Source organism: Desulfatiferula olefinivorans (assembly GCF_054657895.1).
Genome location: NZ_BAAHXV010000019.1, coordinates 19,839 through 34,926 on the forward strand (window position 1 = coordinate 19,839; position 15,088 = coordinate 34,926).

The following is a 15,088-nucleotide window of genomic DNA, read 5'->3' on the forward strand; positions in this document are numbered from 1 at the left end:
ACTTTGAACCGTCCGGATCATAAATGATGTCATTTGAAACATCCCCCAAACACTCTGGAGGTCAGACATGAAGACACTGGACGCGCGCATCGGTTTCATCGGAGCGGGCAACATGGCCGAGGCCATGATCGGCGCCCTGATCGCTTCGGGAACCGTCACCCCGTCAGACCTGATGGCCGTCGATGTCAACGCCGAACGGCTTTCGGCTCTCAAGCGGGCCTACACCATCCGGACGGACCTGAGCATGCCGGAGGTGGTCGATACCGCGGACATCGTGGTCCTGTCGGTCAAGCCCCAGGTGATGCCCGGGGTTCTGGACCAGTTGAGGGCCTGTCTGCCGACGGGCCGGACACTGATCATCTCCGTCGCGGCGGGTATCTCCCTGGCCCGCATCGAATCGGCCCTCTACCAAAACCTGGACACGGACGGCCGGGCCGGGCTGCCCATCGTCCGGGTCATGCCCAACACGCCCTGCCTGGTTCTCGAAGGCATGTCCGGTTTTTGCATGAACGATCAGGCCCGGCCGGGCGATGCGGACACGACCCGGACCATTCTCGAATCCATGGGACGGGCGGTGTCTGTGACCGAAGAGCAGATGGACGCCGTCACGGCCGTGTCCGGGTCGGGACCGGCGTATTTTTTCCACATGATTGAGGCCATGGTCGAAGCCGGTACGGCCTTGGGGCTCAGTTACTCCTCGGCCCTGACCCTGTCGGTTCAGACCATGAAGGGAGCGGCGAAACTGCTCGAGAACAGCTCCGACTCACCGGAAATTCTTCGGAAAAAGGTCACGTCCCCCGGCGGCACCACCGAGGCGGCCCTCCGGTCCCTTTCCGAGTCGGGGTTCCGGGAAAGCATTGTCCGCGCCGTGTCCGCCGCCGCCCGACGATCGAAGGAACTGTCTGCCTGATACCCGGTCAGGCGGGTTCCGGCGTTTCAAGACCGGCCACCAGCCCGGCGAAATCGGGGTTTTTCAACAGTCGCCGCGAGAAGGAAATGTACCTTGAGGCAATGGCCCGCACGGCCAGTTGCAAGGCGTAGGCCCGCACCGGCTTTTCGAGAAGATGATGAATGCCCGAGGCCACACAGGCGTTGACCACGTCGTCGCTGGCGTCTCCGGTCATCATCACCGTGTCCTCATAGATCGACGGATAGGTATCGGCCAGGGCATCAAGAAAGATAAACCCCGTCCGGTCGCCGATAAATACATCCACGATGAACACGGCGATCCCCGTGTCCCTGAGACGACAATACTCCAGGGCTTCATCGGCACTCGTGAACACGTACACATCCCCCCAGACATAAAACCGGTTGACGATTCCGGCGGTGATCTCAAGAACCTCGGCATCGTCATCCACGATGATCACATCCAGTCCCTTCGACATGGCGACCTCTTGGCTTTTCGGGTAATCGGTAAACAACGGACAGACGTTTATGATGGTGAAAACGACTATATCACAGGATTTCGGCGACTTCAACCGGCCTTTCCCGCAGGGCCGGGGCAAACGCATATCCCATGGCCCTGCGGCCGGTTTCGATGGGCGGGATAGAATCCCGTAAGCCGTGATTCGACGCCAGGCGATTTTCCCTGTTGATCCTTGAGGTTTAGGCGAAATTTATCTTGCAAAGACACGGCTGATCCTGCTACGTTTTTTAAACCGCCTAACCCCAGGTAATGATCCTTTTCCGGTGCAAAAGCCCGGTCATCCTTACCATCATATGGAGACGAATAACGCGTGGACACTCTTTCTTTCCAGGCCGCAGACGGCCTTGACATCATCTACAGACGCCTACTGCCCGCAGATCGGCCCGTACGCGGCGCGGTCCAGATCGCCCACGGCATGGCCGAGCACTCCGGACGCTACGCCTGGTTCGCCGAAAACCTGACGGCCCATGGATTCGCCGTCTATGCCAACGACCACCGCGGGCATGGCCTGACGGCCGGTGAAGACGAAAAACGCCTGGGCTTCTTCTCCGAGTCCGACGGATGGAACCGGGTGGTCGACGACATGAAAACCTTGAGCGACATCATCCTGAACGAGCATCCCGGACGGCCCCTGTTTCTGTTCGGCCACTCCATGGGTTCCTTTCTCAGCCGCGACTTCATCGCCCGGTTCGGCGACATCCTGAGCGGCGCCATCCTTTCCGGAACGGCGGGGCATCCGGGGATTATGGGCCATGCGGGCCTTTTGCTCGCCCGCCTCCAGGTTCTGCTCAAGGGCGCAACGTCCCCGAGCCCCCTGATGGACACCCTGTCCTTCGGCAGCTACGCCAAGGCGTTCAGACCGGAGAGAACCCCCTTTGACTGGCTGAGCCGGGACAGCGATCAGGTCGATGCCTACATCCGTGACCCCTTGTGCGGGTTCATCGCCAAAGCGGGTTTTTACGCGGACTTGATTGCCGGCCTGCTGTCCGTCAACCGGACGGCCCTCATCGAGCGGACGCCGAAAGATCTGCCCATCTATCTGTTCTCCGGCGCCCTGGATCCCGTAGGCGGCAACACCCGGGGCGTCCGTAAGGTTCACGACGCCTATCAGCGCGCCGGGGTGACGGACCTCACCCTCCGGTTCTACGAGGAGGGCCGCCATGAAATGTTAAACGAGATCAACCGGGACCAGGTGGCCGATGATGTGATCCGATGGATCATCAAACACCTGGATAAGACGCCCGCTTTCCATAACCCTTAGCTTAGACGGACATCATCATTCATGACCCAGTATCTTCTGGCCCTCGACCAGGGCACCACCAGTTCCAAAGCCATCGTCTTTTCACCCGACGGACGTGTTGTCGCCCGGGAAGGCAAAGAATTCCGCCAGATCTATCCCCAGCCCGGCTGGGTCGAACACGATCCCATGGAAATCTGGGAGAGTCAGATCGACGTGGCCCGAAAGGTCATCGAGACGGCCGGAATCGCCCCGGCCGACATCGCCGCCATCGGCATCACCAACCAGCGGGAAACCACCCTGGTCTGGGACCGCCATACGGGCGAACCGGTATACAACGCCATCGTCTGGCAGTGCCGACGCACCGCCGACACCTGCAAGCGGTTTGAAAAAGAAGGGCTTGACCAGGTGGTCCGCCGTAAAACGGGTCTGGTGCTCGACGCCTATTTTTCAGGCACCAAGGTAAGATGGATGCTCAAACACCTGCCGGGCCTCCGAAAACGGGCCGAGGCCGGCGATCTGCTGTTCGGCACCGTGGATTCCTGGATCATCTGGAACCTCACCGGCGGCAAGGTTCACGCCACCGATTATTCCAACGCCTCCCGGACCATGATGTACAACATCCACCGGCTTGCCTGGGATGCGGATCTTCTGGACGCCCTGACCATCCCGTCCTCGATGCTGCCCGAGGTCCGTCCCTCGTCGGGGGACTTCGGCCTTACCCGGACCGATCTCTTCGGGCGTGAAATCCCCATCAGGGGGGTGGCCGGAGACCAGCAGGCCGCCCTGTTCGGTCAGTGCTGCTTCGATCCGGGCATGGCCAAATGCACCTTCGGCACCGGGTCCTTTCTTCTGATGAACACCGGGGAAAAGGCCGTCAATTCCCAGAACGGCCTGCTGACCACCCTGGCCTGGGGTCTGGACGGCAAGGTCTTCTACGCCCTCGAAGGCAGCGCCTTCATCTCGGGGGCCGTGATCCAGTGGCTGAGGGATGAAATGGGGCTGATCACGAATGCGGCCCAGTCCGAGGCCTTCGCCCTCACGGTGGCGGACACCGGCGGCGTCTACCTGGTTCCCGCCTTTGTGGGCCTGGGCGCGCCCCACTGGGACATGTACGCCCGGGGCACCATCACCGGCATGACCCGGGGAACCAACCGGTATCACATCGTCCGGGCGGCCCTGGAATCCATGGCCTACCAGACCAACGACATTGTGAAGGCCATGCTGGCCGACGCACGGATGGATCTTCGCGGCCTGCGGGTGGACGGCGGGGCCGTGGCCAACAACTTTCTCATGCAGTTCCAGGCCGACATCCTCCAGACCACCGTGGACCGGCCCCATGTGTTCGAGACCACGGCCCTGGGCGCCGCCTATTTGGCCGGACTGGGCGTCGGGCTGTACCGGGGCACCGACGAGGTGGAAAATTCATGGCAACTGGAACGGCGATTCGAACCGGCCATGGCCTACGAAGCCGCCGAAAAGCTTTACAAACAGTGGGAAAAGGCCGTGGAAAAAGCCAAAGCCTGGGCGTGAGACATCCTGAGGCCCGTTGACGCTTCACGGAAAAAGTGTGATTTTTCATTCAATGTTTTCGGTATCCGGACGATATATGATGAAGCCTTTTGCCCATGGACCCTGTCCGGAGAAAAGGGCCTTCAATCGAGTTCTGAATCCCGTGCGCCCCACCGTCACCGTGGGACGTCTTACCCATTTGTGAGGTGTGATCGTGATTAAAGTCCAATGCCCCGGTTGTCAGAAAAACTATTCGCTCCCCGACGAAAAAATACCGGCGGATAAAGATGTCTCCCTGCCCTGCCCGGCCTGCGGCGCCGTCATCACCGTGCGCAAACCCGCCGCCTTAAGTCCTGTTTCACCGGACCCCACGCCCGACGGCGAGGCGCTGATGAAGGACATTATCAAGAATTCCAGGGCCCTGCCCCCCATGCCCCAGATCATCGCCAAGGCCAACGAGGTGCTGTCGAACGAAAACGCCGGGTTCAAGGAGGTCGGCGACGTGCTGGCCACGGACCAGGCCATGGCCACCCGGGTGCTCAAACTGGCCAACTCGGCCTACTACGGCCTGCGGACGCCGGTATCCTCGGTTCAGCAGGCGTCCGCCCTTCTGGGGTTCCAGACCCTGATGGAACTGATCACCGTGGTCAGCACCTCCAAAATGATGGGCAAATCCCTGACCGGCTACGGCATCGAGGCCCGGGAGGTCTGGAAGCATTCCCTGTCCGTGGCCATCGGGGCCAAGCTCATCGCCGAAAAAAAATATCCGGCCCTGATCCACGACGCCTTCAACGCCGGGCTGATCCACGACTCGGGCATGGTGATTTTAGATGACCATGTGGCCAAGGGGAAAGCGGTTTTCGATGGCCTGCTGGATCAGGGCGCGACCCTCCAGGAGGCCGAACGCCGGGTCTTCGGCTTTGACCACGGCCTGATCGCCGCGGAATTTTTCAAAAAATGGAAACTGCCTCCGGCCCAGATTCACGCCATCCGCTTCCATCACGATCCGGCCCTGTCCGGCGACGACCCCCTGACCCACATCCTCCACGCCGCCGACACCCTGGCCAACGAGGACGCCCTTGAACGCAACTACACCCGCGACCCCGCCGCCCTTGCATCCATCGGCCTGTCCGACGAGGAATGGGCCTCCCTGAAAACCACGGTCACCGAATCGGTGGAGCATATCATGGCGACGATGGGGTAACGGTCATTGACGGGCACACTGCGCTTTGCCCATCTTCTACGGGCAACACAAGGCAAAACGCTGCCTACCCGCCAACCGGCCCCAGGTCTGCGAAAATAAAAAAGCCGACATCCGGAAAGAGACATTGCGTCTCCCCCCTCGTGTCGGCTTTTAAATTCAAATTTGACGGCTTCGTAAAAAGTCCGATTTCTGCGTTGCGCTTCATCCCTCGTCACTGCGGCGTACCCTAAGTACTCCTCATTCCTCGGGATTCGCGGCGCCTTGAACTCGAACTTTTTTCTTTGCCGTCATGTGATGACTTTTTACGAGTTCATCAAATTTCTTTTCCCGATGCCGTGCCTGAACGACCTAAGCCATCCTGCCATGGGCAGCCGTCACAGCCCCGAACCGAATCAGGGCAGCCGGACGATCAGGACTGTCGAATCGTCGTTTTTATAAAATTTGACCGTCTTTCCGACAACAAACCATCGCCGTTCGACGGTCGTGCCCAGGCTGGACAAAAACCGCACGTTCTCCGCGAGTTTGTAAAGACAGTCATCGATGACGATCTCGGTTTCACCCAGCCGGTGAAGGGTGCCGGTTTTGTATTCCACCGTTTCAGGGTTGAGCGCAGGCACTGCGGGTTCGTCGGACCAGGCCGGTGCGATCGAAAGAAAAAGCCCGAGAACCAGAAACGATACCAACGCCCGGATCTTCATATGTCGTGTGATCATAGCCATCTTCCTTTCTTATATTGATATTGGGCGCCGATCCAAAGAGGGACCGGCGCCTTCCGGTTTATTTTTCATCGATCAGAACATGCGCCAGTAATACAGGCCGGTAATCTGGCTGGTGGTCTCTTCGATTTCATCTCGGCTGAAATACATCTTGTCCTCGAGAATGGCCGGATCGAAATACACTTCACCTTCAAAGTACTTGCCTGTTTTGGGGTCGTCGTCACTGTCGATCGTGTCGTCGTCATTGGTGTCGAACTGCGGCGACTGGAGCTCCCCTCCCGAGCAGGCGTCCATGATGTGGACCACGGAACTGCCGCCGGCCGAACAGGGCGAATCCGCCGGCATGACCGATACGACCACCGCCTTGCCGTCCCGGATCTGGGTCCGTGAGAACACCCGTTCCCGTTCCAGGGGAAGGTCGAAGAACCAGCCCACATGCCGCCCGCCGGCATAACTCGCCTCATCACCGTCGGCCTTGAGTTCAAGGTACTTGGACGGGTTGAACCAGTTGATCTCATGGTAGGTGGTTTCACGCCAGCCGCCGGCAAAAACCGTCTGGGTCTGCTCGAGCAGGATCAGATCGATATCGCTGTGGATATAGGTCGACGCCTCGATGTTGGCCAGGGTCCGGACCGCCGGGGTTCCCGCCGGAACGTTCACGGCTCCCAGGGACTTGTCCGACGAACTTTCACCCAGACGCTCCCAGGCGGCGGACCAGTCCCAGATCCCATAGATGGTCTGGGGCTGGGTGGAGGGAATGTCGTCGAAGGACAGGTAACGACCGGTGCCGAACACCACCATCAGCCCGCCCAGCCGTCTGTCGCAATGCAGCATCACATCCGGGCTGGCCGTAATGGCCTGGTGCGTGCCGCCCTTGTCTTTGGCCTGGAACAACGGCTGGGCCGCGTTGGTTGAGGCATCCTTGAAATACACATCCCAGTTGGCCGCCACCGTGGACCGGATGTCGAACTTCCACATGTTGCCCAAAAGGTCGCCGGCAAACACGAAGTCCGCCTTGCCGTCGTAATTCACATCGATAACCACGGGGGAACTCAGGCCGTTGCACTGGGTCGTGTTATTACCCACGCCGGTGTCTATCTTCCGGACCAGGGTCCCGTCCATTTTGACGATATACAGTACGGCCCGTCCGTTGGGGCTGTCGTAGCCGTTGCCGAAAATCGCCACCGTGTCTCCGTTATTGGCCGGAACGATGCTCATGGTACTGAAGGAAAAGCCCATGTCATCGTCCACCCCTTGGGGAAATTCCCAGATGGTGGGCCGGTTCGTTTCGGTGATGGCGGCGGGGTCGGTGATGTCGATGCCGAAAATCCCGCGGCCGCCCTTGCCCAGGCCGCCGACCAGCCAGGTCGTGGTGCCGATGGTGGCCGTGTTGACGGTGCCGTCCACAAAATAACGGTGGGCGTATGTGACATCGGCGTAATGCCGGAGGTTCTCGATGACCCGGGAGGGCACGAACGCGAATTCCTCCACCCCGGTCGTCGCATTGAAGGCGTGCAGCATGCCGTCGTTGGCTCCCACGTACACCATGCCGTTTTCATAGATCGGGGAGGAGTTGACGATATCGCCCAGCACGCTGCTCCGATCCCTTAAGGCCCCGCCGTTGGCCACCTCATGGGTGTTGTCGCCGCGGATATAATTCAGCAGCCGCTCGGCCGTGACGGCGTTGGGATCCAGCGAGGTTTTCTGGTCGGTCGTGAGGCTTGCGTACCGGAAGGGCACCGCCGCCGAACCGCTGTAGGTCAGGATCTCGCGATCATCGGCGGCCACCCCCACCAGTTTGGCCCGGGCCGACCAGGACGCGGTCTGATTGACGCTGCCGTCGGCCAGAAGGTCATAGGCGTGCAGGTCCCCGGACCAGTCGGCCGCATCGAAAAAGCCCTGGTACAGATCCGTGTCGCTTTCCAGTTTCTGGGTGTTCAGGGTCACCGGCGCGCTGGTCCGGGCCCTGTCCTGAATATCGGCCATCACCTGACTTAAGGCGTCGATCAGCGCCTGGGTATCGGCGGCGCTCAGGTAATCGCCGCGGCCGTTGACGGCCGCATGCCAGAGATCGTCGATCTTGCGGTCGTCATTGGTGGGTGCGGGCCAGGCCGGACAGTCGGCCGCCGTTTCCGGGCAGGACGCTGTGGGAGTCAGGGTGCCGGTGAGCCCGAAGGACACCGTGTAGGTGACCATGTGCTGATGGGTGGCCGAATCCCGGTCGTTGGGCTGAAGCCCGTTGGCCAGATTCGCGTTCAGATCGTTTTCATAGTAATACATGGCCACGTCGGCCAGGGTGTTCGAGGTGGTGTCTCCGTAAGGAGTTCCGTCGAAATCCGTGTTGTTGTCGCCGTCGGCGTTCCCAACGGAAGGACTGCTTCCATTGTAATACCCATCGGTCATCACGATGGTATAGGCCTGCTGACAGGCCCCGCCGTCCGATTCATCCGCGTAGGGAGAGGCGCCGATGTTTCCGGTGTCCCCGTCATCGGCATGAAAATACTGACCCGCATCCTCCAAACCCTGACGAAGGGGCGTTCCGCCGTTCTTGTCGACGTGGTACAGGCGGTCGAGCATGTAGGCCTTGTTGTCCGTTTCCCCTTCCACACCAATGGAGCGCACCGGTTCGATGACGCTGTGGTTGATGGAATGTATCCCCACTTTCACGGCCTTGACCCCGTTGAGAACCCGGCCCAGGGCGGCCTTGGCCACCAGCTCACGGGTCCGGTAATAGGTGTACCAGTTGGCAAAATTCTGCCGTTCAAGGGTGTAGGAGCGTGTGATGGCCACATCCGAAGGCGGCGTAGCTACGTGCGAAAGATCATAGACCCGTCCATAGTCGCCCGATCCATAATTGGTCACCTTGTAATAGGAGGCTGCCCCCCCGTCCAGGTTAACCAGATAGGGGGCGTTGTCGATGGCCGACCACATGTACCAGTGGGCATATTTGACGGGAACCCCGTCGAGGGTGGTAAAGGTGGTGCTGAGGCCCCGGGTGCCGGTCCCGAAGGCGTCGATAGGATGAATCCGGGGGTTGTCCGGATCGGCGTTGCCCAGAGTGGGCCAGGGGGTGTAGTCCACGGCCGGGTTATAGTAAATACCGTTGGAGTAATTCGAAGCACTGGTCGTATCGTTATACTGTGATCTCCAGTAAGATTTGACATTGCCTACCGACGATTCGCCGTTAAACAGGCCGTTGTTTTCAGGGCAGAGCACATCCCAGGCCATACTGCCCGAATCGTCCAACACAAACATGATCAGGGGCGGCGCCGCCTTGAGCTGGGTGGACAGGGGCACGTCGGCAATGTCCATGCAGACCTGACCGGTGGCACAGGGGCGATCCGTTCCCGAACAGTCCTGGTCGATGCCGTCCCCGCAGACGTCGAAGGCACCGGGGTGGATGCCCGCGTCGGCATCGTTACAGTCGCCGCCGTTCTCCGAATAGCCCGCCGGAGCCGAGCAGCCCACCTGGGTGTTTGCGTTGGTCCCATACCCGTCACCGTCACCGTCGTAGTAGTAGGTCGTGGTCCCCACCCCGTCGTCGATGGTGCCGTCACAATCATTGTCCTTGCCGTCGCAGACTTCCGTGGCGCCTGGATAAGTAGTGCCATCGTCATCGTCACAGTCGGTGTTGTCGGTCACATAATCGACCGGCTGGGCCAGAGCCATCGTGGTATTGTTGGGATCACCGAAACCGTCGTCATCCCCATCATAGTAGTAGGTATTCTGAGCCCCTGACCCCGTAATGGTGAAATTGTCAAATAAAACGGAACATCGGTCGTTGTCGTCATGTGACGTAACGAAAAGACCAACATCCTGAACAACGGCCGCCGTGTTCTCGGTATACGCCATGTAAGGGGCCCAGTTGCTTCCGTCGCTGGAATAGGACACGGTGAACATCGCACCCCCGGTGGCCTGAACCGTCTTTTCCAATTTCAACCAGGCGTTTGGGGGAGCGATATTCGGCTTGGTCGACCAGGTCGTTCCCAGATAGCCGTTGTCGTCCCCGTCGACCTGAAGGGTGAATCCGTTATTGGGGGTCCTGGCCCAGATCATATAACCGCTGCTTGCCGCCGTGGTTGTGATGTCGTTTTTGACCATGAACCCGCACTTGCCCCAGCCGTCCGTATTCTCCTGGTACCTGATCTGAACGATGGCAACAAAATCGCCATTGATGTCATTCAGATAAAGGGAAGCATATTCGTCATTACTGTTCCATACATCTTCTCCGTACGCCGCAATATGAAGGGAACTGCTTCTGAGGGCACCCCACCAATTATAATCCTTATAGATTTCAAACACCGCAGAGCCGCTATCACCATCTCTGTCGACGCTGTCCCAGGCCGTCAAGTCGAGAGAGTTGTCGTCAAAATTATCCGTAAACGGCAGCGTGACCGCTCCCAGGGCGTTCACGGTAAGACCTGCCAGAAGCACAAGGGTGCCCAGCGCGGTTTTCCACCATCGGTTTATCAATTGATTTGTTTTCATTGTCTCACCTTTTGTTTGGTTTCACCTTAATATCCAAAGGCTAAAACATCCGCCTGTAGCCGGAGACGACGCCGACCCGTCCCCCGTTGAGCTGCGACAGACCGTAAACCCCGTATTGCCACATCCGGGGGCCGGTCATGTTCAGGGACCCGCCGGCGGCCACCCCTTCGAACACCACGGCATAACCCGAGGCGTTGTCCGCATAAAGGGCCGAAAGCTGGGCGTTGGTACCGAAGACCCACGTCCCTGTTTCCGGATCGAAGGTCGGCGAAGCGGCCGTGCCGTCGGTCAGCCAGGTCAGGGAACTGTTTACCGGTTTCAGGTTGGTTTCGGGAGCGGCCTCCAGCTGGAGCAGCCGCCCGACTTCCATGATCGCCGCCTCGGCCCGGTAGAGATTCTGTTTGTAGACACGGTTGTTGCCGGCGATCATCAGTTCGGAGGAGGCGGTGTTCAGCGAGGTGATGCCGTAAAGCGAGACCAGAACGAGAACCACCAGAACGAAAAGAACCACCGACCCCCGTTCAGACCGTATGTGTGACGTTTGTTTCATCGGAAGCCTCCTTGTTAAATACCCTGGACTTTGACGTAGTCGAACACGAGGTTTTTGGCCACGTTCCGGTCATTCCAGGTCACCGTGATCTGAATAAGCAGGGTTCCCGGGTCCGCCCCCGGCTGCGACACCGTCCAGTTCAGCTGATACATACCGTCGCCCACCGTGTTCGTGCCGTTGGCCAGGGCGGGATCGGTAAACGGCAGGGACACAAAGGTTTCCGCCTGGTTGGCGGCCCACATGGCCGCTTCGGTCTGGTTGAACGACTGGCGACCGGCGTTCAGGGCCCGGACCTGCATCTGGGCCACGGCCAGCACCCCGATGGAAAAGATGACGATGGCGATCATGACTTCCACGATGGTAAAACCCCGCTCACCGTCTGCAACATGGTTTTCAATCATGTGTTTCATCCTGAACAGTTCCTTATTTCACGTTATGGTTACATGTTCCGGCACTCGATGGTGCTGGTTTCGAAACGTCTGAAAAAATTGTCGTTAAACGGTCCCCATACCGCGCCCGAGGCGGCTGTGAACTGCCCGCCGGTTGAGCCCCCGGGCACCTCCCGCCGGGAACGGGCAAGAACCGACACGGTCACACTGCGAATGGTATCCAGGGCCGCCGGGGCCGTGCTCTGGGCCTGGGCTCCCGTGTTGTCGATGGTGGTGTAGAAAAACTCAATGGCCTCGATATTGTCGGCCACCATGAGAGTCGCCCCGTCCATGGTCCGCCCCAGATCGTCGGCGACGCCGTCGGCATCGCCGTCATAGAGGGCGTACATGACCGTGGCCAGTTCGCCGAACTCGTCGGTCTCGCCGTCACCGTCGTTATCGATCTCATCGTCTTCGGCAGCCAGCATGGTAAAAGCCACGGAGGTGGGGCCTGTTCCGGCAACGAAACCCGTGGTGATATTGGTGAGGTCCCCCCGGTAACCGGCCATGCGAAGATCATTGTCGAGCTGGAACATGGCCGATCGGATGTTCTGCTGAACCCCGACGACCTGTTCATGAATGCTCTTCGCCCGGACCTGCCCGCTGAACACCGAATAGACGCCCAAAAGCACGGCCGCCGCGATGGCCATGGCGATCATGATTTCAATGAGGGTAAACCCCGCCTTTCCGTCCGATCCTTTCATTCCCTTGTCCCCTTTGTGTTGATACGGCATCATGCCCGATTGTCCCCTCTAATCCGTCCAGGACCCGTCCAGGCCCGAATCGCTGGACTCGATGATCACATTCCCCGCCGGCGTGACCCGGATCTGTTTGAAGGCGTCTCCGGCATCGTTTCTCATGCGGACCACACCGCTTGCCACCGGAGCCAGGCCAAGGGCGTTGAAGCGGACCACCGCGGCCTGATCACCGGTGAAGGCGGTCTGATAAAGGGTCACCCCGGTCTGGACACTGCCCGACCGGATCACGGCTTCACCGGCGTCGCGCACCTCGGGCGTGGCCCCGTCCACGAACATTTGATAAGCCCCGGCGGATCCGGCGCCCAGGGAAAATTCCACCGCCACATTGGACTGGACCTTGATGGCCTCCGACCGGGCCAGTTCCAGAACGCCCTTGATGCCCATGGCCGACGAGGTCAGCCGGTGGGACTCCATCCAGTCTCTCAGGGACGGCGCGCTGACCGCAGCCAGGATGCCGATAATCACGATGGCGATCAGCAGTTCGACCAGTGTAAAGCCTTTTTGATGTGTTTGCATGCGCATCCTCAAAATGGATATGGTTCGTTAAGGTTACCCTGTTTTATACAAAAAAGGTGCCACGGCATGTCAAGCCCCATCTATTACGCGATAATTGATCGAATTAAATGGACATTATTTTAACTCACACCCAAAACAGAGGGGCTTAGACCAACGGCACCGGCGACAAAAAAACCTTAAATTTCTTTAAGCTATAAAATGATTTAATATCTGTGATGCGCCGTGCCTCCCAACGCAAAAAGGCCAACCGTTTCCGGTTGGCCTTTTGTTTGTTTTTTGGTGGAGCTGAGGGGGATCGAACCCCTGACCTCATGGCTGCCAGCCATGCGCTCTCCCAGCTGAGCTACAACCCCATATGTGAAAAGCGTTATAATGAAAAACACCGGTCCGTGTCAACAGATATTTGGCCGGCCATGTCATTAACTTAAAAAAAACGTCTTATACGATGGATGGACACGCGTTGCTTTGCCCATCAGAGCTTTAAATTATTGACATTCGAGGTTTTGGAGCGAGGAGGACAGGATCGCGGCGTCCGGGGCCCCGCGGAACAGGGCCGTGACCTCACGGTTCCGGCAGAGCCGGGACAGGGCGGACAGCAGGCGCAGGTGAAGGCCCTGATCGGTTTCGGGAACGATGACGGCGAACACGAGGTCCACGGGCCGGTCGTCGACGGCGTCAAAGGGAAGGGGGCGACGGGGGCGGACCATCACCAGGACAGGCCGATCATCCGGTCCGGCAAGGGCATGGGGAAAGGCCAGGCCCCCGCCCAGACCCGTGCTCAGGGTCGCCTCCCGAGCCCTGAGGCCCGAAAGAAGCCGCAGGGGATCAGCGACCCGCCCCGATGCTCCGGCGGCCTCGGCAATGTAGACAAGCAGGGCGTCCTTGTCCGCCAGCGGGACATCGAGATGGATATCGATCATGGAAATCACGTCGCTCAGCTCCTGAGCCTCGTCCTGCATAACTCCGCCTTTCCCGCATGATTGCGCCTGGGTATGAATCCTGATCGTCTGTCCGGCAGGGATGTGTGTTTCACCATAGAGGAATGATCCCGGCTTGTCAACGGATAGGGGCAGAAGGGATGGGCCCGGTCAGGAAAAACAGGCTCAGGCCGCCGTGGAACAGGCGATGGGACGTCAGAGGGAAAGCCGGGTTCAGGGTGCGGACGTCAAAGGGAGACAACAGGCCCAGGGTCCAGCCCCGGTAGGATCGGCCGGCCAGGGCGAGAAAATCACGGATCAGGGAGAGACTGTTCCTGCGGGTGCCCAGGCGAAGGCCATAGGGGGGATTGGCCATGATGATCCCCGGCGGCCCTGCAACAATCTCCGGATCGGGATCGAGCACGTCCCGACATTGGACCCGGATCAGATCGCCCAGACCGACGGAAAGGACCTGGGCGCTCAGGCGCTCACAGGCCCCGGTGTCCCGGTCCGAAGCGACGATGGGTGCCGAAGGGGTTTGATTGATCCCGGCCTCGGCCTCCCGGCGGATCTGCCGGAAGGCGCCTTCCCGGAAACAGGGCCAGTGTTCAAAGGCGAAACGCCGGTACCGGCCCGGCGGAATATTCCGGGCGATCAGGGCGGCTTCCAGGGAAAAGGACCCGCTGCCGCACATGGGATCGAGCAGGGGACGTCGGCCGTCGTACCCGGCCGCCATCAGCATGCCGGCGGCCAGGGTTTCACGCAGGGGCGCCGACCCGCCCACGGTTTTCAGTCCGCGACGGTACAACAGATCGCCGGAGCTGTCCAGGGACAGCTCGAAGCGGTCCTGAACGGCTCTGACATACACCGTCTGCGTCATGCCCGATGCGCCGAAAGGCCCCAGCCGTCGGCCGATGGCCTCCCGGACCCGCTGATCCACGGCACCGGAATGATACAGCCGGGATTTTTTGACCGTCACCTGGACATCGAGCGGCGCCGCGGGATCCAGATAGAGTTCCCAGGGCAGGGCCTCCGTCTTTGTTTCCAGCGTTTTGAAATCCGTGGCGTCGAAGGACGTAAGGCGCATGAGAATCCGCGAGGCCGTCCTCAGATGCAAATTGGCCCGGTACACATCGGTCACCGGCCCGTCGAAGGCGATGCCCCCGTCCTCGTCGATGAGGGTCTTTTCCCCGCCGAACAGAAGGTTCAGTTCGGCGCGGCACACCGGCCCCAGTCCCGGCGAGACCACCACGAAAAACCGGTGCTGCCGGGCCGTCACTTGACGCTTGATGCGTTTTTCAAGGGCATCGGGTTTTTCCATGAAGCCTGATCTCCT

The 15,088-nt window shown here is 59.8% G+C and carries 13 protein-coding genes and 1 tRNA gene; 4 read left to right on the forward strand and 10 right to left on the reverse strand.

All coding sequences use genetic code 11. The features are described 5' to 3' along the window. Positions 1–67: 67 nt before the first annotated feature. On the forward strand, positions 68–910 hold the full coding sequence (gene proC / locus ACYQ11_RS13725; protein ID WP_459924368.1) for a pyrroline-5-carboxylate reductase: 843 nt from the start codon (positions 68–70) through the stop codon (positions 908–910). A gap of 7 nt (positions 911–917) precedes the next feature. Here the strand turns inward: proC and ACYQ11_RS13730 are convergent, their stop codons facing one another. After that, entirely contained in the window at positions 918–1,385 is a 468-nt protein-coding gene (locus ACYQ11_RS13730; protein ID WP_459924369.1) for a response regulator, read from the reverse strand. Positions 1,386–1,736: 351 nt separating this feature from the next. Between ACYQ11_RS13730 and ACYQ11_RS13735 the strand changes: the two genes are divergently transcribed. From ACYQ11_RS13735 to ACYQ11_RS13745, 3 genes are all read left to right on the forward strand, one after another. Continuing rightward, a complete protein-coding gene (locus tag ACYQ11_RS13735; RefSeq protein ID WP_459924370.1) occupies positions 1,737–2,687 on the forward strand; it encodes an alpha/beta hydrolase in 951 nt (316 codons plus the stop codon). A gap of 21 nt (positions 2,688–2,708) precedes the next feature. Next, a complete protein-coding gene (glpK, locus tag ACYQ11_RS13740; protein ID WP_459924371.1) occupies positions 2,709–4,196 on the forward strand; it encodes a glycerol kinase GlpK in 1,488 nt (495 codons plus the stop codon). Between the two features lie 193 nt (positions 4,197–4,389). Then, positions 4,390–5,379, forward strand: coding sequence for an HDOD domain-containing protein (locus tag ACYQ11_RS13745; protein ID WP_459924372.1), 990 nt, complete (start codon positions 4,390–4,392; stop codon positions 5,377–5,379). A gap of 392 nt (positions 5,380–5,771) precedes the next feature. Here ACYQ11_RS13745 and ACYQ11_RS13750 read toward each other — a convergent pair whose 3' ends face one another. From ACYQ11_RS13750 to ACYQ11_RS13790, 9 genes are all read right to left on the reverse strand, one after another. Further along, complete coding sequence (locus ACYQ11_RS13750; RefSeq protein WP_459924373.1) at positions 5,772–6,092, reverse strand: hypothetical protein; 321 nt, start codon at positions 6,090–6,092, stop codon at positions 5,772–5,774. A gap of 78 nt (positions 6,093–6,170) precedes the next feature. Next, on the reverse strand, positions 6,171–10,583 hold the full coding sequence (locus ACYQ11_RS13755) for a PilC/PilY family type IV pilus protein (protein ID WP_459924374.1): 4,413 nt from the start codon (positions 10,581–10,583) through the stop codon (positions 6,171–6,173). Between the two features lie 40 nt (positions 10,584–10,623). Continuing rightward, entirely contained in the window at positions 10,624–11,133 is a 510-nt protein-coding gene (locus ACYQ11_RS13760) for a hypothetical protein (protein WP_459924375.1), read from the reverse strand. A 14-nt stretch (positions 11,134–11,147) separates the two neighbouring features. Beyond that, complete coding sequence (locus ACYQ11_RS13765) at positions 11,148–11,534, reverse strand: type IV pilus modification PilV family protein (RefSeq protein ID WP_459924376.1); 387 nt, start codon at positions 11,532–11,534, stop codon at positions 11,148–11,150. A gap of 38 nt (positions 11,535–11,572) precedes the next feature. Next, positions 11,573–12,265 carry a prepilin-type N-terminal cleavage/methylation domain-containing protein gene (locus tag ACYQ11_RS13770; protein WP_459924377.1) on the reverse strand — a complete coding sequence of 231 codons (693 nt, stop codon included), beginning with the start codon at positions 12,263–12,265 and terminating at the stop codon, positions 11,573–11,575. A 48-nt stretch (positions 12,266–12,313) separates the two neighbouring features. Next, complete coding sequence (locus ACYQ11_RS13775; protein ID WP_459924378.1) at positions 12,314–12,835, reverse strand: GspH/FimT family pseudopilin; 522 nt, start codon at positions 12,833–12,835, stop codon at positions 12,314–12,316. 277 nt (positions 12,836–13,112) lie between these two features. Next, a tRNA-Ala gene (locus tag ACYQ11_RS13780) sits at positions 13,113–13,188 on the reverse strand. A 132-nt stretch (positions 13,189–13,320) separates the two neighbouring features. Further along, entirely contained in the window at positions 13,321–13,794 is a 474-nt protein-coding gene (locus ACYQ11_RS13785) for a PTS sugar transporter subunit IIA (RefSeq protein ID WP_459924379.1), read from the reverse strand. Between the two features lie 97 nt (positions 13,795–13,891). Then, complete coding sequence (locus ACYQ11_RS13790) at positions 13,892–15,073, reverse strand: THUMP domain-containing class I SAM-dependent RNA methyltransferase (protein WP_459924380.1); 1,182 nt, start codon at positions 15,071–15,073, stop codon at positions 13,892–13,894. Positions 15,074–15,088: the final 15 nt, after the last annotated feature.

What these genes read in the sequence shown, in the direction of transcription:
- proC (WP_459924368.1), top strand. Translation starts at nt 68, where the DNA reads ATGAAGACACTGGACGCGCGCATCGGTTTCATCGGAGCGGGCAACATG.
- ACYQ11_RS13730 (WP_459924369.1), bottom strand. Translation starts at nt 1,385, where the DNA reads ATGTCGAAGGGACTGGATGTGATCATCGTGGATGACGATGCCGAGGTT.
- glpK (WP_459924371.1), top strand. Translation starts at nt 2,709, where the DNA reads ATGACCCAGTATCTTCTGGCCCTCGACCAGGGCACCACCAGTTCCAAA.
- ACYQ11_RS13750 (WP_459924373.1), bottom strand. Translation starts at nt 6,092, where the DNA reads ATGATCACACGACATATGAAGATCCGGGCGTTGGTATCGTTTCTGGTT.
- ACYQ11_RS13755 (WP_459924374.1), bottom strand. Translation starts at nt 10,583, where the DNA reads ATGAAAACAAATCAATTGATAAACCGATGGTGGAAAACCGCGCTGGGC.
- ACYQ11_RS13760 (WP_459924375.1), bottom strand. Translation starts at nt 11,133, where the DNA reads ATGAAACAAACGTCACACATACGGTCTGAACGGGGGTCGGTGGTTCTT.
- ACYQ11_RS13765 (WP_459924376.1), bottom strand. Translation starts at nt 11,534, where the DNA reads ATGATTGAAAACCATGTTGCAGACGGTGAGCGGGGTTTTACCATCGTG.
- ACYQ11_RS13770 (WP_459924377.1), bottom strand. Translation starts at nt 12,265, where the DNA reads ATGAAAGGATCGGACGGAAAGGCGGGGTTTACCCTCATTGAAATCATG.
- ACYQ11_RS13775 (WP_459924378.1), bottom strand. Translation starts at nt 12,835, where the DNA reads ATGCAAACACATCAAAAAGGCTTTACACTGGTCGAACTGCTGATCGCC.
- ACYQ11_RS13785 (WP_459924379.1), bottom strand. Translation starts at nt 13,794, where the DNA reads ATGCAGGACGAGGCTCAGGAGCTGAGCGACGTGATTTCCATGATCGAT.
- ACYQ11_RS13790 (WP_459924380.1), bottom strand. Translation starts at nt 15,073, where the DNA reads ATGGAAAAACCCGATGCCCTTGAAAAACGCATCAAGCGTCAAGTGACG.